Here is a 21,313-nt window from a genome sequence, read left to right as displayed (position 1 = left end):
TTAGCTGCCGCACAACGGAAGTGATTCCGGGCAAAGTCGGGCCGGCGGGCGATGACGCGAGCGTGCCTGGTCCGTTGGCGATTTCGCTTCGTTCAGCCACGAGCGGCGGTACTTTGAAGCGTCGTTGATTCGGAGGGGGTCCGTAATGCTCGGCGTCATCGCCACGATCGCGGTCGGTAGCGTGCCGACCTCCGTAGCCGTCAGCCCGACGAAGCCCCGCGCTTACGTCACCAACTTCGACGACGACACCGTTTCGGTCATCGATACGAGTACGAACACGGTGGACATGACCGTCCCGGTCGGCAACGGACCGAACCTGTTGGCGGTCAGTCCCGATGGCAACCGGGTCTATGTCAGCAATCACGGGGACGACACGGTCTCGGTGATCGACGCGAACGACAACTCCGTCGCCACCACCATCGCGGTCGGTAACGGACCGGCGGGTGTGGCTGTCAGCCCCGACGGCGCGACGGTCTACATCACGAATCCCCTCGCCGACACGGTCTCGGTCATCGACACCGCCACCCACGCCGTCGCCAGCATTGCGGTCGGCGACACACCAGGAGGCGTCGCCGTCACCCCCGACGGCTCAACTGTCTACGTCACCAACATCGACGCCGACACGGTCTCGATCATCGACACCGCCACCCATGGCGTCACCGCCATCACCGTGGGCGACCGGCCCGGCGGAGTGGCGATCAGCCCCGCCGGCGACTTCGTCTACGTCGCCAACCTCGAGAGCGACACGATCTCCAAGATCCGCACCGCCACCCATTCCGTCGAGATGACCATCATGGCCAGTGACGGCCCGGGCTTCGTGGCGGTGAGCCCGGACGGCGCCACCGTCTACGTCTCCAACCTTTTCGCCAACACGCTCTCGGTGGTGCAGACCGGCTCGAACTCCATCGAAACCGTCCAGCTCGGCAATATGTCAACCGGCGTGGCGGTTTCGCCGGACGGCAAGCGGATCTTCGTCACCAATCAGGGCGACAACACGGTGTCGGTACTAGCCAAGGTGATAAGCCGGCCGCCGTGGCGGGACTTCCTCCTGACCGGCCGGGTGTTCGGCGGTGTCGCGAGCGGTGGCGGCGGCTGGCTGGTGATCGGCAACCGCTTCTATCCGATCCCACCACGACCTCACGCCATCGTCCGCATCGCGCGGGCGGCTGCTCCCTTCCTCGGCGCGCCGGTGGAGAACGGCGAACTCGGTCAACGACTTCGAGACCTTCAGAGCAGAACCCCCAAGACCTGAGCTACAGCTCGAGCAGCGCCGTCTCCGGCGACTCGATCAGGCCGCGCAGTTCACCCAGGAACGCCGCCACCTGTGCGCCGTCGGCGATGCGATGGTCGAACGCACACGTCAGCGACATCGTCGGCCGGGCGACGACCTCACCGTCGACGACGACCGCCCGCGGTCTGAGCGAGCCGATGCCCAGGATCGCCGCCTCGGGGTAGTTGATGACGGGCACACCGTCATCGAGGCCCAGCGCGCCGAAGTTGGACACGGTGAACGTCGAGCCCTGCAGTTCGGTCGGTTTCAGCGTGCCCGCCCGCGCATCGCGGATCAGCCGGGCGACCCCGCCCGCGAGTTCGCGGGTGGTCTTGGAGCCCGCGTCGCTGACGACTGCCACCAGCAGTCCCCGCGGCGCGGCGACGCCGAAACCTAGATGCACCGTCGAATGCTGGTGGATCTGCGGGCCGTCGGCGGTGTCCACCCAGGTGGCGTTGAGGCGCGGGTGGCGGCTCAGCGCGATCGTCAGCAATCGCAGCGTCAGCACGAACGGCGTCACGGGCGCATCCTCGTCGGCCCGGTCGCGCAGGAGATCCCGTACCCGCAACAGGTTGGTGCCGTCGACCTGCACGCTGGCGTGCGCATCGGGTATTTCCCTGCGCGACAGTGACATTCGGTGGGCCATCTCGGCGTGCACGCCGCGGACCGCCACCATGTCGGGCGTCGGCGCCGACCCGCCCGCGGCAGCCAGGACATCGTCGCGGGTGATGACGCCGTCGGGACCGGAGCCGCGGAGCGTCGCCAGATCGACGTTGAGCTCGGCCGCCAGTCTGCGCACCGGAGGTTTCGCCCGCGGCCGGTACGGCCGGCGTGGCGGATGCGCCGCCGATCGTCGGCTGGTGTCCATCGCATCGTCGGCGCCGTACCCGACCAGCACCGGTCTGCGCTTCTGCGCGGGCGGTTCGGCATCCGTGGCGATGCGCGCGAGCACCGTGCCGACCGGCAGCGTGTCGCCCTCCTCGCCGCCGAGTTCGACGATGCGGCCCGCGTAGGGGCTGGGGATCTCGACCTCGGCCTTGTTGGTCTCGACGGTGCACAGGGTCTGGTTCAACTCGACGGTGTCGCCGACCGCGACGCTCCATCCGGTGATCGTCGCGTCCTCGAGTCCCTCCCCGAGGTCGGGAACCAGGAAATCCAGGACGCTCATGGCTGCTCCAGCGTGCGCTGCACGCAGTCCAGCAGCCGGTCGACGCCCGGTAGCCAGAGCTTCTCCAGCCGCGCGGGCGGGTAGGGCGTGTCGAAACCGGTGGCGCGCAGCACCGGTGCCTCGAGGTCGTAGAACAGCTCTTCCTGCAGACGGGCGGCGAGTTCGGCGCCGAAGCCCAGCGTGCGCGGACCCTCGTGCATGACGACAGCCCGGCCGGTGCGGCGCACCGACTCGGCGACCGTGTCGAAGTCGAGCGGGTTGAGCGAGCGCAGATCGAGCACCTCGATGCTCCAATCATGGTGCTGGTCGGCCAGTTCCGCGGCACCCAGGGCGGTCGCGACCAGCGGGCCGTAGGTGATCACGGTGACATCGGCCCCGCTGCGCCGGATCGCGGCCCGCCCGATCGGCAGCGTCGGCGCGGCGGTGTCGACGGGTTCGCGCGCCCAGTACCGTCGCTTGGGCTCGAGGTAGACGACGGGGTCGCGACTCGTGATCGCCTGACGCAGCAGCCAGTACGCATCCGCCGGGGTCGACGGGCACACCACCTTCAGGCCTGCGGTGTGCAGCCAGTAGGTCTCCGTGGACTCGGAATGATGCTCGACGGCCCCTATCCCGCCGAAGGACGGGATGCGGATCGTGACGGGCATGTCCACGTCGCCGCGGGTGCGCATCCGGTACTTGGCCAGATGGCTGACGATCTGGTCGAACGCCGGCGCGGCGAACCCGTCGAACTGGATCTCCGGCACCGGGACCAACCCGCGGATGGCCATGCCGATCGCGATCCCGACGATGCCCGACTCCGCCAGCGGGGTATCGAAACATCGTTCTGCGCCGAAGGTTTCGGCCAGCCCCTCGGTCACCCGGAACACGCCGCCGAGCGTGGCGACGTCCTCACCGAACACCAGCACCCGGTCGTCGGAGGCCATCGCGTCGTGCAGAGCGCGGTTGATCGCCTGTGCCATCGAAAGGGCAGGCGGCGCGGGCACTTCGGTGAACAGGGGGCGGCGCGGCTCGTCCTCACCGTGGACGGCGGGCCGTTCGACGATCTGCGTCATCTCAGGCCTCCCTCGCCAGTTCGGCCCGAAGCCGATCGCGTTGGGCGGCCAGATCGGGCGTGATGTCGCGGTAGACGGTGTCGAACACCTCGGTCACGTCGATGTCGTCGGCGCCGACGACCGCGTCGCGCAGTTCGTCGCGCAGCCGTTTCGATCGCGCCCGGACCCGTTCCTCGAGCCGGTCGGTCCACACCCCGATCGATTGCAGATAGGCGCGGCAGCGCGCGATCGGATCGCGGGCGGCCCACTCCTCGACCTCCTGTGCGGACCGGTAGCGGGTCGGGTCGTCGGAGGTGGTGTGCGGGCCCATCCGGTAGGTGACCGCCTCGATCAGCGTCGGGCCGCCGCCGTCGCGCGCCCGTTGGGCGGCTTCGGCGGTCACCGCAAAGCACGCCAGCACGTCGTTGCCGTCGACGCGGATGCCCGGCATGCCGTAGCCGATGGCGCGGTGCGCGATCGACGGCGCCGCCAGTTGCCTGCTGACCGGCACCGAGATCGCCCACTGGTTGTTGGTCACGAAGAAGACGCACGGCGCCCCGTACACCGCGGCGAAGTTCAGCGCCTCGTGGGCGTCGCCCTCGCTGGTGGCGCCGTCGCCGAGATAGGCCAGCGTCAGCGAGTCCTCGCCGAGCCGTTGCGCGGCCATCGCCGCCCCGACGGCGTGCAGCCCCTGCGTGCCGATGGGGATCGCGATGGGCGCGACGCACTTCTCGGTGAACCCCATGCCGCCGTGCCAGGTGCCGCGCCACACGGCGCCGAGCTGCGCGGGGGTGATGCCGCGCATCAGGAAGGCGCCGAGTTCGCGGTACTGCGGGAACAGCCAGTCGGTCTTACGCAGGCACGCTGCGGCGCCGATCTGCGCGGCCTCCTGGCCGCGGCACGACGCGAACAGCGCCAACTCGCCCTGCCGTTGCAGGTTGACGAACTCGCCGTCGAGGTCACGCGTGACGACCATCGACTCGTAGAGCCAAGCCAGTGTCTCGGGCGGCAGGTCTCGGCGGTATCGAGTCTCGGTGGTCGGCGTCCCGTCCGGGCCGACCAGCTGAACCGGCTCCAGCTCGACGTCGCTCAACGTCAAGGGTGCCTGCACGGACCCTGCCATACCGCCTCCTGGGGTCACTGACGGCGGGTCGCGCCGTCAGGCGACTGAGGTGCTCAGCACGGAGGCGGTCGGAGCAGGTCCTCTGGTGAGAGGCTGTCGGCTAGGCGCCGGGGTGGGGCGCCAGCGCGACGATGCGCTCCGCTCGCCGCAGTACTGGGGCATCCACCATTATGCCTTCGAATTGGAAGACGCCCCGGGCATCGCGGGCGGCGTCGAGCACGTGTCGCGCCCAGCGCACCTGCCCCTCGGTCGGCGTATAGCCCTCGCGGATGACGGCCACCTGGGAGGGGTGGATCGCGACCTTGACGTCGAAACCGACCGCGACCGCGTCGTCGACCTCCGCGCGCAGGCCGTCGAGGTCCTTGATGTCGAGGTACACCGAGTCCAGCGCGAGCCGGCCGTACGCCTTGGCCGCCAGCAGCGTCTGCGACCGCACGTGGCGGGCCACGTCGCGGTAGCTTCCGTCGGGATAGCGGTTGGCGGTGCCTCCGGTGACGGCGAACAGGTCCTCGGCACCCCACATCAGCGCGAGCGCGTTGTCCATGCGGGCCAACTCGGCGACGGCCAGCGCGCCCAGCGGCGTCTCGATAAGCACCACCACCTCCAGCGGGGCCAGATCGCGAACCTGTTGCGGATCTTCGGTTTTCGCGAGCATGACGGTGCTGTAGGCCGTCTTCGACAGCGCCTCGAGATCGAGTTGGTGATCGGCGGTGGCGCTGGGGTTGATCCGCACCACCGTGCGGGCGGGGTCGAGCGGGGTGTCGATCAGCGCGACGCGCGCGGCCTCGCGGTCCTTGGCCGCGACGCCGTCCTCGAGGTCGAGGATGACGACATCGGCTGCCGCAGCCGCCTTCTCGAACCGCTCGGGGCGGTCGGCCGGGCAGAACAACCACGCGACGCCGGGTTCGTCGAGCGCCATCAGCTCTCCCCCGCCGGCTTCTTGCGCACCATCGTCTTGCGCGACGCCGTCGCCACCACGTCGCCGTGCTGGTTGCGCCCGGTGTGGGCGAACGTCACGATGCCCTCGCCCGGGCGGCTCTTCGACTCGCGCTTGTCGGTCACTTCGGTTTCGGCGTACAGCGTGTCACCGTGGAACAGTGGTTTGGGGAACGCCACTTCGCCGAACCCGAGGTTGCCGACGATGGTGCCCTGCGTCAGCTGCGCTACCGACAACCCGACCAGCGTCGACAGTGTGAACATCGAGTTGACCAGCCGGGCGTGAAACGGCGGCAACGCGTCCGAGAACGCCGCGTCGAGGTGCAGCGCCTGGGTGTTCATGGTCAGCGTGGTGAACAGGACGTTGTCGGCCTCGGTGATGGTGCGTCCCGGCCGGTGCTGGTACAGCACGCCGGTCTCGAACTCCTCGAACCACAGCCCGCGCTGGACTATGACCTTTCGCGATCCTTCTTGTCCACTCACAGGCCTGCCTCACGCGCGATCAGCATCAACTGCACTTCGGTTGTGCCCTCGCCGATCTCGAGGATCTTGCTGTCGCGGTAGTGCCGCGCCACGGGGTACTCGTTCATGAAACCATAGCCGCCGAAGACCTGGGTGGCGTCGCGGGCGTTGTCCATCGCCGCCTCGCTGGCCACCAGTTTGGCGACGGCTGCGGCCTTCTTGAACGGCTTGCCTGCCAACATCAGTGCGGCGGCGTCGTAGTAGGCCGTGCGCGCGCTGTGCGCGCGGGCCTCCATCCGGGCGATCTTGAACGAGATCGCCTGGTAGGTACCGATCGCCGCGCCGAACGCCTCGCGTTCCTTGGCGTAGCGCACGCATTCGTCGACGCAGCCCTGGGCGGCGCCGACCGACAGCGCCGCGATCGCAATCCGGCCCTCGTCGAGGATGCGCAGGAAGTTGGCATAGCCGCGGCCGCGCTCACCGAGCAGGTTCTCCTGCGGCACACGCACGTCGTCGAAGCTCAACGGGTGGGTGTCCGAGGCGTTCCAGCCCACCTTGTTGTAGGCCGGTTCGGCGGTGAAACCCTCGATCGGCACGGGCACGAGGATCGAGGAGATCTCCTTCCTGCCACCGGTTTCGCCGGTGACCGCGGTGACGGTAACGAGCTTGGTGATGTCGGTGCCGGAGTTGGTGATGAACTGTTTGGAGCCATTGATAACCCAAGTTGACCCATCCACCCGGGCGGTGGTCCTGGTGGCGCCCGCGTCACTGCCACCCCCGGCCTCGGTCAGACCGAACGCGCCCAGGGCCTTGCCGCTGGCCAACAACGGCAGCCACTCCCGCTTCTGCTCTTCATTGCCGAAGCGGTACACCGGCATCGCGCCCAGCGACACGCCGGCCTCGAGCGTGATCGCCACGCTCTGGTCGACCTTGCCGAGTTCCTCGAGCGCCAGGCACAGCGCGAAGTAGTCGCCGCCCATGCCGCCGTACTCCTCGGGGAACGGCAGGCCGAACAGGCCCATGTCGGCCATCCCGGCGACGACCTCGTACGGGAACGAGTGCTCCTCGTCGTGCTTGGCGGCGACCGGAGCGACCACGCTCTTGGCGAAGTCGCGGACCGTCTTGGCCAGTTGCTCGTAATGGTCCGGCAGCATGCCGGTGGCCAGAAACTCGGTCATGACTCTTCCTCCTGCGCTGAGGTGGCCTGCGCGATGACTCGTGCCACCGGTTGGCCCACCTTGACCTGATCGCCGACGGCGACCAGCAGTACCACCACGCCGTCGACCGGAGCCGCCAACGCGTGTTCCATCTTCATCGCCTCGATGGTGACCACCACGGTGCCCGCGGTCACCGCCTCTTCGTCGGCGACCCCCACCGCGACCACCGAACCCGGCATCGGACTGGTCAACTCGGCGTCCCCGCTGTGCTCGTCGTCGGGACGCACCGGCGCCTCCCGCACCTCCTCGACGGCCACGGTGCGCCCGCCGCCGGCAAGCCACAGCTGCCCGTCGCTTCCCGCGACCAGGTAGTCGGTGCGCACTCCGGCCAGGGTGACCGACAGCTTGTCCGATGCCAAAGACGCTGTCAGCGAGTACGATTCGCCGTGCTCGACGACGGCGGTGGCGGCGCTGGGACTGCCGGTGAGGTAGACATGGTCGGTGCGGTCGCCGGATCGCAGCCGATACGTCGTCGGGGCCCGCTCGCCGACCCGCCAGCCCGACGGGACCGCCCACAGGTCACCGGCCGGATCGGGCCACGCGCGCAGCCACTTGTAGGCGGCCGCGGCGATCAGCTCGGCGTCGCCGGCCGCCGCCGAGACGAAGTCGGGGTTGCGCCGGTCGAGCAGTCCGGTGTCGAGCCGACCCGCGGTGACATCGTCATCGGCGAGCAGGAACCGCAGGAACTCGACGTTGGTGGCAACCCCGAGCACCACGGTGTCGGCCAGCGCACGATCCAGGGCACGCAGCGCAGCCGCCCGGTCGTCGGCGTGCGCGATGACCTTCGACAGCATCGGGTCGTAGTCGCTGCCGATGACCGACCCGCGGGCCAGACCGGAGTCGACCCGTACCCCGCGGCCCTCGGGCTCGGCGAGGGCCAGCACGGTGCCGCCCGTCGGCAGGAAGCCGCGAGCCGGATCCTCGGCGTACACGCGCGCCTCGATCGCGTGGCCGGTCAGCACGATCTCGTCCTGGGTGATCGGCAGTTTCTCGCCCGCGGCGATGCGCACCTGCTGCTCGACGAGGTCGACGCCGGTGACCAGCTCGGTCACGGGGTGCTCGACCTGCAGCCGGGTGTTCATCTCCATGAAGAAGAACTCGTCGGGCCGGTCGGCGGACACGATGAACTCGACCGTGCCCGCGCCGGTGTAGTCGACGCTGCGCGCCGTGTCGCAGGCCGCGGCGCCGATTCGTGCCCGAGTCGCCGCGTCCAGCAGCGGTGACGGCGCCTCCTCGATCACTTTCTGGTGGCGGCGTTGCAGACTGCATTCCCGCTCGCCGAGATGCACGACGTTGCCGTAGCCGTCGGCAAGGACCTGCACCTCGATGTGGCGCGGATTGAGCACATACCGTTCCAGGAACAGGGTGTCGTCGCCGAATGCGGCGGCCGCCTCGCGGCGGGCGCTGGTCAGGGCGGCGGGCAAGTCCGCCGCGTCGTGCACGACGCGCATCCCCTTACCGCCGCCACCGGCCGACGGCTTCACCAACACCGGGAAGCCGACCTCGCCGGCACCGGCGATCAGGTCGTCGTCGGTCAGCCCGGGACGCGAGATACCGGGCACCACCGGCACGCCGAACGCCGACACCGCCGCCTTCGCGGCGATCTTGTCGCCCATGGTCCGGATCGCGCCGACCGGCGGCCCGATGAATACGATGTCGGCGGCCTGCAGTGCAGCGGCGAATTGGGCGTTCTCCGAGAGGAATCCGTACCCGGGATGGATGGCCTGCGCGCCGGTGCGCTGTGCCGCGGAGACCACCGCATCGATGTTGAGGTAACTCTCCCGCGCGGGGGCGGGCCCGATGTGCACGGCGACGTCGGCCTCGGTGACGTGACGGGCGCCCGCGTCGGCGTCGCTGAACACCGCGACCGACCGAATGCCCATGGCCCGCAGGGTGCGGATGACGCGCACCGCGATCTCGCCACGGTTGGCCACCAGGACGGTGTGGAAGGTGGGCATCTCATCACATCCGGAACACGCCGTAGGAAACCGACTCGAGCGGTGCCTGGCCGACCACCGAGAGCGCCAGCCCGACGACCGTTCTGGTGTCGGCCGGGTCGATGACGCCGTCGTCCCACAGCCGCGCGGTCGAGTAGTACGGGTTGCCCTGGTGTTCGTACTGGGCACGGATGGGCGCCTTGAATGTCTCTTCCTCCTCGGCCGTCATCTCGCCGCGTACCGTCGCCAGCACGGCTGCGGCCTGCTCGCCGCCCATCACCGAGATCCTGGCGTTGGGCCACATCCACAGGAAGCGCGGCGAGTACGCCCGCCCGCACATCGAGTAGTTGCCCGCTCCGTACGACCCGCCGATCACCACGGTCAGCTTCGGCACCCGCGCACAGGCCACCGCGGTCACCATCTTCGCTCCGTGCTTGGCGATGCCGCCCGCCTCGTAGTCGCGGCCGACCATGAACCCGGAGATGTTCTGCAGGAAAAGCAGCGGCGTCATCCGCTTGTCGCACAGTTCGATGAAATGCGCTCCCTTGAGCGCTGATTCACCGAACAGCACCCCGTTGTTGGCGATGATGCCGACCGGATGGCCGTGGATGCGGGCGAAGCCGGTGACCAGGGTGCTGCCGTACTCGGCCTTGAACTCGGCGAACTCGCCGCCGTCGACGATGCGGGTGATCACCTCGTGCACGTCGTAGGGGGTGCGTGAGTCGACCGGCACGACGTCGTACAGTTCGGTCTGATCGGCGACCGGCTCGACCGTCGGCAGCACATCCCACGGAAGTTTCGCCCGCGGGCCCAGCGTCGCCACGATGCGCCGCACGATGCGCAGCGCGTCCCGGTCGTCGTGCGCGAGATGGTCTGTCACACCGGAGGTTCGGGAGTGCAAATCGCCGCCGCCGAGTTCCTCGGCGGACACCACCTCGCCGGTTGCGGCCTTCACCAACGGCGGCCCGCCAAGGAAGATCGTGCCCTGGTTGCGCACGATCACGGCCTCGTCGCTCATCGCCGGGACGTAGGCGCCGCCGGCAGTGCACGAGCCGAGCACCGCCGCGATCTGCGGGATGCCCTGTGCGCTCAGGGTGGCCTGGTTGTAGAAGATGCGGCCGAAATGCTCACGATCGGGGAACACCTCGTCCTGGCGCGGCAGGAACGCCCCGCCGGAGTCCACCAGGTAGATGCACGGCAGCAGGTTCTGCGCGGCGACCTCCTGGGCACGCAGGTGCTTCTTGACGGTGATCGGATAGTAGGTGCCGCCCTTGACCGTGGCATCGTTGGCCACGATCACGCACTCACGCCCGGACACCCGGCCGATGCCGGTGATGATCCCCGCGCCGGGGCACTCGTCGTCATACATGCCGTCGGCGGCTAGCGGTGTCAGTTCGAGAAAAGGACTGCCGGGGTCGAGCAGACCGTCCACCCGGTCGCGCGGCAGCAGCTTGCCGCGGCTCACGTGGCGCTCGCGGGCGCGCGCCGGGCCGCCGAGCGCCGCAGTGGCCAGCTTCGAACGCAATTCGTCGACCAGCGCGAGGTGCTGCTCGCGATGTGACCGCGGAGTCATCGCAGAACCGTTCAGTTGAGTTAATGACGACTAACTCGTAGTATGTTAGTCACGATTAACTCAGTTGTCGACAGCGGGTGGGGGGCGCGATGGCCACAGCTTCCGCGCCCGATCCCACCGCCACGCGCCGCGGCAGGGCGAAGTCCGATCGTCGCTCACAGTTGATCGCCGCGGCTGAGCGGTTGGTCGCCGAGCGCGGCTACCTGGCCGTGCGACTCGAGGACATCGGCGCGGCGGCCGGGGTGAGCGGGCCCGCCATCTACCGCCATTTCCCCAACAAGGAAGCGCTGCTGGTCGAGCTGTTGGTGGGCATCAGCACCCGATTGTTGGCCGGCGCCAGCGATGTCGTGGCGGCGGCGCAGGATCCGGCGTCGGCGCTGGACGGGCTCGTCGACTTCCACCTCGATTTCGCGCTCGGCGAGTCGGACCTCATCCGCATCCAGGACCGTGACCTGAACAACCTGCCTCCATCGGCCAAACGGCAGGTCCGCAAGGCGCAACGGCAGTACGTGGAGATCTGGGTCGACGTGCTGCGCGAGGTCAACGCGTCGCTGCGCGAGGACGAGGCCCGGCTGATGGCCCACGCCGCGTTCGGATTGTTGAACTCGACACCACATTCGGTGAAGCCCGGGGCAACGAGAACGGCCGAGGCCAGCTCGCGAACCGTCCTGAAAGCGATGACGGTCGCGGCGCTGACCTCGGCCGCGGGAAGCGCCTAGGGCGCTAGTACCAGACTTTTCGTCCGCCGACGGGCCGTCCGACGGACCCGAGGATCCAGAAGATGGCGCCGATGACGAGCAGCACCACACCGATGTAGGTGAGGATCGAGACGTTCAACAGCAGTCCCAGGATGAGCAGAATCGCACCAAGGACGATCATGGCAACTCCATTTCTCTTGAATTATTCACTGCCAGTGGGTTACTGGCTGGGTTCGGGCAGGTTGCAGTCGGTCACCTTCGGGTTGACACCCGCATAGTTCAGCGGGCCGGCGACCACAGTGAGGGCAATGCTCCCCGCTGTCCCACAATTGGTTTCACTGTTGGTGAAGTAGTCACGCTGATAGGCGGCAACCACGCCTATCAGCAACCAGACGAGCACGATAACGCCGAGAATTCCGCCACCTCGCATGCTGCGCCTCCTTTATCAGCGTGAACTGGCGCGTGCGCAGCGAGTTTACCCGGCAGACAATTCGTCCAAACCTGGCTACGGCGACGATTCGGTTACGACTGCGAGCGGCCGCTGAACGCCGCAATCAGCCACTCGCACATGGCTTTGACCAGCACCGCCCGGTTCTCGCGCTTGTCGATCTCGTGGCCGTCGTCGGAGAACATCAGCAGTTCGACTCTCCGGTTAAGAGATTGCAGCGCTTCGAACATTTGCTGGGACTCGCCGGGCGGGACGTTCGTGTCGTTGGCCCCGTGCACGAGTAACAGAGGGGCGGTCAAGTCGTCGACCCGCTGCAGCGGCGATAGCTGCTCGAGCAGGTCTCGATCGCTGATCGGGTGACCGTACTTCGGATACGCGGCGGCGGCGATCCACGGTTCGGTGTTGCGGTACCACGTGTTCAGATCGCTCATCCCGCAGATGCTGATGCCCGCCGCAAAGCAGTCCGGGTGGAAGGTCAGCGCCGCCTGCGTGAGATAGCCGCCGTAGGACCATCCGCAACATGCCACCCGGTCGGCGGGGACGACGCCACGGTCGACGAGATAGGCGACGGCGTCCGCGACGTCGTCGATCGCCGCGAACCGCCGCTCCTTGTCGTCGGCGTGCATGAAGCTGCGGCCGAATCCCCCCGACCCCCGAACGTTCGGCAGGAATACCGCGATGCCCTCCTCGAGCAGGCGCGGGAAGAACTCGTTGTAGCCGGGCCTGCCCTGACCCTCCGGGCCGCCGTGCAGGAACAGCATCGCGCCGATCGTGGGCACGCCGTCGTGCGGGCGGAACAGCCAACCGGTGAACCGCATGCCGTCCCGCGCGGTGACCGTCTCCAGGGTGGGATCAGTGGTGACGGGGCCCGAGCTCGGTTCGCGGCCGACCGGTTCCCACTCGCGCGTGCGGGGATCGACCAGTTCGACCGTCGGCGGGGTGGACGGCCCCTCCACGGTCATCGCCAACATGTTTCCGCCGGCGCTGATGCTGAGCTGGCTGGCGACCATGCCCGGCAGCAGAATCGGTTCGTGCAGGAAGTTGTCGGTAAGCTCGAGTATCTGTAACTGGCTGGCGCCGTTCATATTCCACAACATCGCCACGGTGGAACCGTCGTCACTGACGGTGAACTCGTCGAGTTCGTGGCCGGGCCGCTCGGCAAGGACCTGGTAGGCCACCCCATCGGGCGTGGTGGTGACCTCGAGCAGCCGGGCGTGCTCGGCACCGTTCTCGCTGCGGATCAGCGCGCGCACATAGCCTTCGGTGCTGTTCGGCCCGTAAGTCTTCGCCGGCTGGTACAGCTGGAAGACGTCGCCCTCGAGGCCGGCCCGCAGTCGACGCGGGCTGTGGTCGTCGAGGATTATGCCGGTGTCGGTGGTTGACCCCGGATCGTACGGCAGCAGCGCGATTTCGGTGAGCCCGCGCAGCATGATCAGGTCCCGGTAGCCGCGCGGACCGACGCGCACCAGCGCGGCGCCGGCCCACGCGTCGACCAGCCGGCCGCCCGAGCGGCGGTCCAGCACGACGGTGTCGCCGGTGGCCGGGTCGATCAGGCACGAACTGCCGACCCCGTCCTCGCCGGTCAGGATCGCGGCGACCTGCGTGCCGTCCCAATTGATCAGCTCGGCCGTGCCTTCTGGCATCTCGGCCGGCCAGGAGTCGATGCGGCGGGCGTCGCGGTCGTCGGGATCGGTTGTGACAACCCAGATCTGGGTGCGGCTGCTGCCCTCGGGCGCGACTTCGCAAGCCAGCCAGTGCCCGTCGGCGGAGTGCAGCACCCGGGTGACGGGACCCTCGACGGGCAGTTCGACGTCCCGCGACGAGCTCGCACGCCAGCCGCGCAGGAACCGCTGCACCGCGCGCGGGTAACCGCCGTCGTCGACGAGATGGGCGAACGCGGTGGCGTCCGGCGACATGGAGGCGCCATAGACCCGACGTATCTGCTCTCCCACCGGACCAATTCTCCATAGGCGGCAACCCGGCCGCCGACCGGTGCGCCCGTCGGAAGAGCCGAGCGCAGCGGCGGGCGCAGGCGCCGGGCGATGTCACAGCCGGTTGAGCGGTTGCACAGGTACCCTCGCAGCCATGAGGTGGGTATGACCGATCCGAACCGCGGACGCGGGGAACCCGACCCGGGCCAGTCGCAGGGCTACGAGTATCCGGGCTACAGCGATCCCGCCTACGCCAGCCAGACCCCGTACGGTCCCACCTACCAGGCCCCCGCCCCGACGCAGCGCCTGCCGTCGTACTCCCCCTACGGCTACGACGCCTACGCGACCGGCCAGTACGGCCCCGGCCAATACGGCCCCGGCTACCCGTCCGAGCCGCCGCCACCGGAGGAGCCGAAGTCGCCGCGTTGGCTCTGGGTGGTCGCCGGTATCGCTGTGGTGACCGTGATCGGCCTGGTCATCGCGCTGGTCATCGTCAACAGCTCGCGACAGCAGACGGTCGTCGCGCCGGTGCCCCCGATGCAGGAACCCGACTTCACCACGTCCACCCCGACGACGACGCGGGTGCCGACCGTCCCGCGGGTACCGGCCCCGACGGTGCCCTCGGTCCCGACCGTTCCGCGGACGCCGCCGACCACCACGGCGGGCGTCACCGAGACCGTCGTCTACCAGGTCTCCGGCAACGGACGGGCCATCAACATCACCTACGTCGACACCGGCGGTCTGTTGCAGACCGAGTTCAACGTGTTGCTGCCGTGGAGCAAGCAGGTGGAACTGAGCGCGCCCGCGTCGTCGTCGGCCAGCGTCAGCATCATCAACGTCGGCCGTGAGGTGAACTGCTCGATCACCGTCGACGGCGCCGTCGTCGAACAGCGCACCGGAGCCGGGCTGACCATCTGCACCGGCAGCGGCTAAACCCTCGGCCGTCGGGGCACCCGCACGAATGCCATCGCCAGCAGGCCCGCGGCGAGCACCACGACCAGCCCGCCCATGCCCGCGCGGTCGGTGCCGAAGACAGCGATGAACACCGAGAACAGCATTGGTGCGAGGTACGACACGGCGCGGCCGGTGGTCGTGTAGAGGCCGAACGCGACGCCTTCCTTGCCGTCGGCGGACATCCGCAGCATCAAGGTGCGCGCGGCTGAGAGCGTCGGCCCGATGAACAGGCACAGCAGCAGGCCGCAGATCCAGAACGCCAGGGCTCCATCGAGGGCCATCAGGGTGAGCGCGACGAGGATCATCGCACTAAGCGAGGCGATGATGACAGGCTTGGCGCCGAACCTGTCGTCGAGCAGCCCGCCGACGACGGCGCCGATCGCCGCGATGACGCTGGCGCTGACCCCGAACAGCAACACGTCGGCGTTGGAGATGCCGTAGACGTTGACCCCGAGCACCGCGCCGAACGCGAAGATGCCGGCCAGGCCGTCGCGGAACACCGCGCTGGCGATCAGGTAGTAGACGACGTGGTGGTCGCGCCGCCATTCGCTGACGATCTCGGTCCACAGCACGCGGTAGCCGCCGAAGAATCCGACCGCGCCGCGCTGCGCGTCCGCCCCTCGCGGCGGGCTGGGAACCGAGATGAGCAGGGGGACCGCGAACAGGCCGAACCAGATCGCGGTCAGCAACATGGCCGCGCGCACGTTCTGTCCGTCGTCGGCCGCGATGCCCAGCAAGCCGCGGGTGTCGCCGGCGCCGGCGATGAACCCGAAATAGGCCACCAACAGCAGCACGACGCTGCCGAAATAGCCGAGTCCCAAACCCATTCCGGAGATCTGCCCGGACGTCTGCGGGGTCGACAACTGCCGCAGCATCGCGTTGTACGGCACGGTGGCGAGTTCGTTGCACGCCGACGCGCACGCCAGCAGCACCAGACCGGGCACGAGGTAGTGCCAGTCGTCGCGGATGAGGCTCATGGCCGCGGTCACCACGACCGCCAACGCGGTGAGCACCGCCAGCACGCGGCGGCGGCGCCACGGGGCGTCGACCCACACCCCGGTCACCGGGGCCAACAACGCCACCACCAGACCCGCGAGGCCGAGCGCCCAGCCCAGCAAGCCGGCCGGGCTGCTGGTGCCGGGCAGGTCGTCGCCGACGGTACTGGTGAGGTAGACCGAGAACACGAACGTCACGACCATCGCGTTCAGGCCCGTCGCGCCGAAGTCCCACAGCGCCCAGGAGAGGATCTCCCGCCGACCCGCGGTCCGCGCGGACGGCGGCGCTTCGCTCATGATGGCCCACGATATAGTCCGCGCATGCCAGTTCCCGCTCCCAGTGCCGACGCCCGCGCCGTCGTCACCGGCGCGTCGCAGAACATCGGCGAGGCGCTGGCCGTCGAGCTCGCCGCCCGCGGGCACCATCTGATCGTCACCGCGCGCCGCGAGGACGTGTTGCGCACGTTGGCGGACCGGCTCACGGCGCAGTACGGCGTGACCGTCGAGGTGCGGCCCGTCGACCTGGCCGACCCGGCCGAACGCACCAAGCTCTGCGACGAGTTGGCCACCCGCGACGTCTCGATCCTGTGCGCGAACGCGGGCACCGCGACCTTCGGCCCGGTGTCGTCGCTGGACCCGGCCGACGAGAAGGCGCAGGTCCAGCTCAACGTGCTCGGTGTGCACGACCTGGTCCTGGCAGTGCTGCCCGGCATGGTCGAACGCAAGGCCGGCGGCATCCTGATTTCCGGTTCGGCAGCGGGCAATTCGCCCATCCCGAACAACGCGACCTACGCCGCGACGAAGGCGTTCGTCAACACGTTCAGCGAATCGCTGCGCGGTGAGCTGAAGAAGGCCGGCGTGCACGTGACGCTGCTCGCGCCGGGCCCGGTGCGCGAGACGCTGCCCGACGTCCACGAGCAGTCGCTGGTGGAGAAGCTGATCCCCAATTTCCTGTGGATCTCCACCGAGTACACCGCCAAGCAGTCACTGGATGCGCTGGAGCGCAACAAGATGCGCGTGGTGCCCGGCGCGACGTCGAAGGCGATGTCGGTGGCGGCTGGCTACGCCCCGCGCGCGATCGTCACGCCCATCGTCGGCGCGGTGTACAAGAAACTCGGCGGCGGCTAGGCCCTATTCGCTCGCGAAATAAGGTTCCGGTACGGAAGTGCGCCGTTTCGCGTGCCGCAAGTCGGATCTCGCGCGAAACGCTAGCGGCGGCGCCGACGGCGGCGGCCGGTGCCGAATATGCTGCGGGTGATCTCGCGGCCGATGACGGTACCCGCCGAGCGCATCGCGCTCTTGAACGCCGGGCTGTCCATCATCTTATCCAGCATGCCCGACTCGGCGGCGTCGCGGCTCCGCACCTCGCCGGTGGCGGTCGCCCCGTCGGTGTCGGCGGGCAGCGGTGGCGGCAGGGCGTCCGGCGGCGCGGGTTCGGCAGGCAGGGCGAGCCGCGCGTTCAGCCGCTCGTAGGCGGACTCGCGGTCGATGCTCTGCCCGTACTCCGCCTGCAGCGGACTGGCTTTCGCCGCCGCGGCCATCGCGTCGGGCCCGATGGTGTCCATCAACGACCGTGGTGCACGCATTCTCGTCCACGCCACGGGCGTCGGCGCACCCTTCTCCGAGAGCACCGTGATCACCGCTTCGCCGATGCCCAGCGACGTCAGTGCCGACTTCAGTTCGTAGACATCGGTTTTCGGATAGGTTCGGACGGTCTTCGTCAGCGCCTTCTCGTCGTCGGGGGTGAACGCCCGCAGGGCATGCTGGATGCGCGCGCCGAGCTGCGACAGCACATCGTTGGGCACGTCCGTCGGCAGGTGCGTGCAGAAGAACACGCCGACGCCCTTCGACCGGATCAGCTTCACGGTCTGCTCGACCTGCTCGAGGAAGGCCTTGGATGCGTCGCCGAACAGCAGGTGCGCCTCGTCGAAGAAGAACACCAGCTTCGGCTTGTCGACGTCGCCGACCTCGGGCAGCGTCGTGAAGAGGTCGGCGAGCACCCACATCAGGAAGGTGGAGAACATCACCGGCCGGGCCGCCTGGTCACCGAGTTCGAGCAGCGAGATGACGCCGCGGCCCTGCTCGTCGACCCGCAACAGGTCCTGCGGCTCGAGTTCGGGCTCACCGAAGAAGGTGTCACCGCCGTCGGCTTCGAGGTTGACCAGCGCCCGCAGGATGACGCCCGCGGTCGTCGTCGACACCGCGCCGAGCGCCTTGAGTTCGGGCTTGCCCTCGTCACTGGTGAGGTACTGGATCACCGCCCGCAGATCTTTCGTGTCGAGCAGGGAGAGCCCCTTCTGGTCGGCCCAGTGGAAGATCAGCCCCAGCGTGGACTCCTGGGTGGCGTTCAGCCCGAGCACCTTTGACAGCAGGATCGGCCCGAAGCTGGAGATGGTCGCGCGTACCGGCACGCCCGTGCCCGTGGCGCCCAGCGACAGGAACTCGACCGGATAGGCCGTCGGCGTCCAGGTGTCCCCCGTGTCGGCGGCCCGCTGGGTGATTTTGTCGTCGGCCGCGCCGGGGCGCGACAAGCCGGACAGGTCGCCCTTCACGTCGGCCATCAGACACGGCACACCGGCGGCCGAGAGCTGTTCGGCGAGCACCTGCAGCGACTTCGTCTTACCCGTGCCCGTGGCGCCGGCGACCAACCCGTGCCGGTTGACCATCGACAGCGGGATCCGCACATGTGCCGACGGGTCGCATACCCCGTCGACGACCACCGCGCCCAGTTCCAGAGCCGCCCCCTCAACGGCGTAACCTGCGGCGATCTGCTGTGCGGGCGTGGCGGTCGACTCGGTGGTCATGGCTGGCACCCTACTGGTGCGGCACGCTGACCGGGCGCGTGCAAGCGGCCGGTTGTCGCCGCAAGGGCTTACTGTGAGCGTCGTGCGTGACGAACTGGTATGGATCGACTGTGAGATGACGGGGCTGGATCTCAAGACCGACCGGCTCATCGAGATTGCGGTGCTGGTGACCGACGCCGACCTCAACATCCTCGGTGAGGGCATCGACGTCGTCATCCACGCCGACGACGCGGCCTTGTCCGCGATGATCCCGGTGGTCACCGACATGCACACCAAGTCGGGCCTCATCGACGAGGTACGCGCCTCCACGGTCGACGTCGCCGAGGCCGAAGGCATGGTGCTCGACTACATCCGCACCCACGTCAAACAGGCCAAGACCGCTCCGCTGGCCGGCAACTCGATCGCCACCGACCGCGGTTTCATCGCCCGCGACATGCCCAAGCTCGACGATTTCCTGCACTACCGGATGATCGACGTGAGCTCCATCAAGGAGCTGTGCAGGCGCTGGTATCCCCGCATCTACTTCGGCCAGCCCGAAAAGGGGCTCGCCCATCGGGCGCTCGCCGATATCCACGAGTCGATCCGCGAGCTGCAGTATTACCGGCAGACCGCGTTCGTGCCCGCTCCGGGGCCGTCGACCAGCGATATCGCGGCCATCGCCGAGCAACTGGCCACCCCGAACGGCGGCTCGGGGGACATCGATTCGGCTGCCGAGCGTCCGAGCGGCTAATATCGACGACGCCGCTGATGCGGCGATGGTGGCTGTAGTTCAGTTGGTAGAGCACCAGGTTGTGATCCTGGATGTCGCGGGTTCGAGTCCCGTCAGCCACCCCGTAGGTCAGGGAGGGTTTCCGACTCCCTGACCTTTTCTTTGCCGCTCTCCTGGCGACAGGCCGTGCCGGGCAGCCGATGTGATCTCGTTTACGCTCAGGTCGGGACGGCCCTTGCAGGTCCGTCACCAACCGTTCCGTCCTCGCTGCAGAAAGCGTCGATACCAGATGGCAGCAAGCAACAGGACACGTGCGCTGCTTCTTGCCGGCGCGGCGATTTGCGGTGCGATCCTGGCCGCCATCGCCATCACCACGCGCGGATTCGGCTTCATCGATCCGACGACGGTGGACGCGAGCGACCGGGCGGCACGGGAACGATGTGAACGGGATGTCGTCGCGCGCCTGATGTCACCGTCGACGGCGAAACTGCTCGACGTCACGGTGACGAGCGCGCAACTGGACCCCGAAGTGATGGACTTGTTCTCGTTGCTCGACGGGCCCCTTGAGGGCGTCGACCACTCTCGCATCACCGTGCGGAGCGTAACGGGCGTTGTCGAGGCGCCGAGCGAGGTCGGCGGCATGCTGCGCGACCCCTTCGAATGCCGGGCGTATTTTGTCGACGACGATCTCACCGACACGCTTGTCGTGTTCGACCACGACCACTGATGCGGGCCGTTCCTCGCATGCGCGTCAGATGTTGGCGTTACCGGTTTTCCACTGATCCCAGGGGATGTTCCAGTCACCGAGGCCATCGGTGCCCGGCAGCGTCGAACCGACCGTATTGACGATCTCCACGACGTCGCCGCGTTTGGAGTTGTTGTGGAACCATTGCCCGTTGCTGGTGCTGACGTTGATACAGCCGTGGCTGACATTGCTGTAGCCCTGGCTGCCCACCGACCACGGCGCGGCGTGCACGTAAATGCCGCTGTAGGAGATCTGCGTGGCCCAATCCACTTCGGTGCGATACCCGTTCGGTGAGTTCGTCGGCACACCGTAGGTGGAGGAATCCATCACCATGTGCGACCGCCGGTCACCGACGAGATAGACGCCGTTGTTGGTCGGCGTGCTGTTCTTGCCCATCGACACCGGCATGGTCTTGATCACCTCACCGTTGCGGGTCACTGTCAACGTCTTGGTGCTGTCGTCGACCGTGGTGATCACCTCGTCGCCGATGGTGAAACTCGTCGTGACGTTCTCCTGGCCGAACAGGCCGTCGCCCAGGTCGACGCCGTAGGTGTCGACCGCGACGTCGACCTTCGTGCCCGGCTTCCAGTACGCCGCCGGGCGCCAACGCACTTCCTGGTTGTTCAGCCAGTAGAAGGCCCCCTCGACCGGCGGATCGGTCTTGATCTTGATCGCCTTCTGGGCGGCGAGCCGGTTCGGGATGTTCTCGTCGAAGCGGACGGCGACCGGCTGCCCGACACCGACGACCTCGCCGTCGTTGGGCAGCACGTACGGCATCGTCAGGTTCTCCGGCGAATGCGTCTCGAAGGTCATCTCCCTGCTGGTGGCGCCGCCGAGGCCCCGCGACTCCGCGGTCAGCGTGTAACTCTCGTTGTAGTCGAGCGGGTCGGTCGTCGACCAGGTCAGGCCGTCACGGCTCAGCTGACCGGCCACCGGGGTGCCGTCCTCGTCGACCATGGTGACGGCGCCCAGAACGCCGTCCTCCGCGCTCACCGTCACCGGGGAGTCCACGCTCACACCGACGGCGTCGTCGGTCACCGACGCGGTCAGCTTGGGGACGAGCAGATCGCCGAACGGCGTGCCCTTGTCGGCGATCACCTGGGGCTGAGGCGGCGCGCTGTTGCCGCCGCATGCCGACAGACCCAACACCACGGCGGGGATGAGCGCCACGGCCACCAACCGTGCGCGTCGACGCGGACGGGCCACTGAACGGACTCGCCACATAGCTAACTCCACCTCGCAAACAGGGACGACGACGATTTCTGGCAACAGTCTAAGGGCAATTTCGACTGCGGGAGCGACAGCGGCG

General features: G+C 68.3%; 20 protein-coding genes and 1 tRNA gene. 7 read left to right on the top strand and 14 right to left on the bottom strand.

Annotation, left to right across the window (positions count from 1 at the left end; translation table 11 throughout):
• The first annotated feature begins 145 nt into the window (after window positions 1–145).
• Entirely contained in the window at window positions 146–1,252 is a 1,107-nt protein-coding gene (locus tag ABGB19_RS18890) for a YncE family protein (protein WP_347687495.1), read from the top strand.
• Between the two features lies 1 nt (window position 1,253).
• On the opposite strand, the gene ABGB19_RS18885 is transcribed toward ABGB19_RS18890, so the two are convergent.
• The 8 genes from ABGB19_RS18885 to ABGB19_RS18850 form a co-directional block, all read right to left on the bottom strand.
• Window positions 1,254–2,438 carry a dihydrolipoamide acetyltransferase family protein gene (locus ABGB19_RS18885; RefSeq protein ID WP_347687494.1) on the bottom strand — a complete coding sequence of 395 codons (1,185 nt, stop codon included), beginning with the start codon at window positions 2,436–2,438 and terminating at the stop codon, window positions 1,254–1,256.
• Window positions 2,435–3,493 carry an alpha-ketoacid dehydrogenase subunit beta gene (locus ABGB19_RS18880; RefSeq protein WP_347687493.1) on the bottom strand — a complete coding sequence of 353 codons (1,059 nt, stop codon included), beginning with the start codon at window positions 3,491–3,493 and terminating at the stop codon, window positions 2,435–2,437. Before ABGB19_RS18880 ends, ABGB19_RS18885 begins: the two co-directional genes overlap by 4 nt.
• Before the next feature lies 1 nt (window position 3,494).
• The gene (gene pdhA, locus ABGB19_RS18875) at window positions 3,495–4,595 is read right to left on the bottom strand and encodes a pyruvate dehydrogenase (acetyl-transferring) E1 component subunit alpha (RefSeq protein ID WP_347687492.1); all 1,101 of its coding nucleotides are present in this window, start codon (window positions 4,593–4,595) and stop codon (window positions 3,495–3,497) included.
• A 100-nt stretch (window positions 4,596–4,695) separates the two neighbouring features.
• Window positions 4,696–5,514, bottom strand: a complete 819-nt coding sequence (locus ABGB19_RS18870) for a CoA ester lyase (RefSeq protein WP_347687491.1) — start codon at window positions 5,512–5,514, stop codon at window positions 4,696–4,698.
• Entirely contained in the window at window positions 5,514–6,014 is a 501-nt protein-coding gene (locus tag ABGB19_RS18865; RefSeq protein WP_347687490.1) for a MaoC family dehydratase, read from the bottom strand. Before ABGB19_RS18865 ends, ABGB19_RS18870 begins: the two co-directional genes overlap by 1 nt.
• Entirely contained in the window at window positions 6,011–7,171 is a 1,161-nt protein-coding gene (locus ABGB19_RS18860) for an acyl-CoA dehydrogenase family protein (RefSeq protein ID WP_347687489.1), read from the bottom strand. The genes ABGB19_RS18865 and ABGB19_RS18860 overlap by 4 nt, the downstream gene beginning before the upstream one ends.
• A complete protein-coding gene (locus tag ABGB19_RS18855; RefSeq protein ID WP_347687488.1) occupies window positions 7,168–9,168 on the bottom strand; it encodes an acetyl-CoA carboxylase biotin carboxylase subunit in 2,001 nt (666 codons plus the stop codon). The genes ABGB19_RS18860 and ABGB19_RS18855 overlap by 4 nt, the downstream gene beginning before the upstream one ends.
• A 4-nt stretch (window positions 9,169–9,172) precedes the next feature.
• A complete protein-coding gene (locus ABGB19_RS18850; protein ID WP_347687487.1) occupies window positions 9,173–10,720 on the bottom strand; it encodes a carboxyl transferase domain-containing protein in 1,548 nt (515 codons plus the stop codon).
• 89 nt (window positions 10,721–10,809) lie between these two features.
• Here ABGB19_RS18850 and ABGB19_RS18845 point away from each other — a divergent pair, with 89 nt between their 5' ends.
• Window positions 10,810–11,439 (top strand): TetR/AcrR family transcriptional regulator, encoded by a 630-nt coding sequence (locus ABGB19_RS18845; protein ID WP_347687486.1) that lies wholly within the window; start codon window positions 10,810–10,812, stop codon window positions 11,437–11,439.
• 4 nt (window positions 11,440–11,443) lie between these two features.
• Here ABGB19_RS18845 and ABGB19_RS18840 read toward each other — a convergent pair whose 3' ends face one another.
• The 3 genes from ABGB19_RS18840 to ABGB19_RS18830 form a co-directional block, all read right to left on the bottom strand.
• Window positions 11,444–11,599 (bottom strand): DUF6131 family protein, encoded by a 156-nt coding sequence (locus tag ABGB19_RS18840; RefSeq protein ID WP_347687485.1) that lies wholly within the window; start codon window positions 11,597–11,599, stop codon window positions 11,444–11,446.
• A gap of 39 nt (window positions 11,600–11,638) precedes the next feature.
• Window positions 11,639–11,848: a hypothetical protein gene (locus tag ABGB19_RS18835; RefSeq protein ID WP_347687484.1), complete on the bottom strand. Its 210-nt coding sequence runs from the start codon at window positions 11,846–11,848 to the stop codon at window positions 11,639–11,641.
• 92 nt (window positions 11,849–11,940) lie between these two features.
• Window positions 11,941–13,782, bottom strand: coding sequence for an alpha/beta fold hydrolase (locus ABGB19_RS18830; protein WP_347687483.1), 1,842 nt, complete (start codon window positions 13,780–13,782; stop codon window positions 11,941–11,943).
• Window positions 13,783–13,962: 180 nt separating this feature from the next.
• On the opposite strand from ABGB19_RS18830, the gene ABGB19_RS18825 reads away from it, so the two are divergent.
• A complete protein-coding gene (locus ABGB19_RS18825) occupies window positions 13,963–14,730 on the top strand; it encodes an MmpS family transport accessory protein (protein WP_347687482.1) in 768 nt (255 codons plus the stop codon).
• On the opposite strand, the gene ABGB19_RS18820 is transcribed toward ABGB19_RS18825, so the two are convergent.
• Window positions 14,727–16,043 carry an MFS transporter gene (locus tag ABGB19_RS18820; protein WP_347687481.1) on the bottom strand — a complete coding sequence of 439 codons (1,317 nt, stop codon included), beginning with the start codon at window positions 16,041–16,043 and terminating at the stop codon, window positions 14,727–14,729. The genes ABGB19_RS18825 and ABGB19_RS18820 overlap by 4 nt on opposite strands.
• A gap of 24 nt (window positions 16,044–16,067) precedes the next feature.
• On the opposite strand from ABGB19_RS18820, the gene cmrA reads away from it, so the two are divergent.
• Window positions 16,068–16,874, top strand: a complete 807-nt coding sequence (cmrA, locus tag ABGB19_RS18815; protein WP_347687480.1) for a mycolate reductase — start codon at window positions 16,068–16,070, stop codon at window positions 16,872–16,874.
• An 80-nt stretch (window positions 16,875–16,954) separates the two neighbouring features.
• Here cmrA and ABGB19_RS18810 read toward each other — a convergent pair whose 3' ends face one another.
• Entirely contained in the window at window positions 16,955–18,550 is a 1,596-nt protein-coding gene (locus ABGB19_RS18810) for a helicase HerA-like domain-containing protein (protein WP_347687479.1), read from the bottom strand.
• An 82-nt stretch (window positions 18,551–18,632) separates the two neighbouring features.
• Here ABGB19_RS18810 and orn point away from each other — a divergent pair, with 82 nt between their 5' ends.
• The 3 genes from orn (at window position 18,633) to ABGB19_RS18795 (ending at window position 19,986) form a co-directional block, all read left to right on the top strand.
• Window positions 18,633–19,280, top strand: a complete 648-nt coding sequence (gene orn, locus ABGB19_RS18805) for an oligoribonuclease (RefSeq protein ID WP_347687478.1) — start codon at window positions 18,633–18,635, stop codon at window positions 19,278–19,280.
• A 28-nt stretch (window positions 19,281–19,308) separates the two neighbouring features.
• Window positions 19,309–19,381, top strand: a tRNA-His gene (locus tag ABGB19_RS18800).
• A gap of 113 nt (window positions 19,382–19,494) precedes the next feature.
• Window positions 19,495–19,986, top strand: coding sequence for a hypothetical protein (locus ABGB19_RS18795; RefSeq protein ID WP_347687477.1), 492 nt, complete (start codon window positions 19,495–19,497; stop codon window positions 19,984–19,986).
• A gap of 24 nt (window positions 19,987–20,010) precedes the next feature.
• Here the strand turns inward: ABGB19_RS18795 and ABGB19_RS18790 are convergent, their stop codons facing one another.
• On the bottom strand, window positions 20,011–21,228 hold the full coding sequence (locus ABGB19_RS18790) for an Ig-like domain-containing protein (protein ID WP_347687476.1): 1,218 nt from the start codon (window positions 21,226–21,228) through the stop codon (window positions 20,011–20,013).
• Between the last annotated feature and the right edge of the window lie 85 nt (window positions 21,229–21,313).

This window comes from Mycobacterium sp. B14F4, assembly GCF_039871645.1.
Classification (GTDB): Bacteria; Actinomycetota; Actinomycetes; order Mycobacteriales; family Mycobacteriaceae; genus Mycobacterium.
The sequence above is the reverse complement of the archived record's forward strand: the minus strand, read 5'-3'. Positions and strand labels throughout refer to the sequence as shown.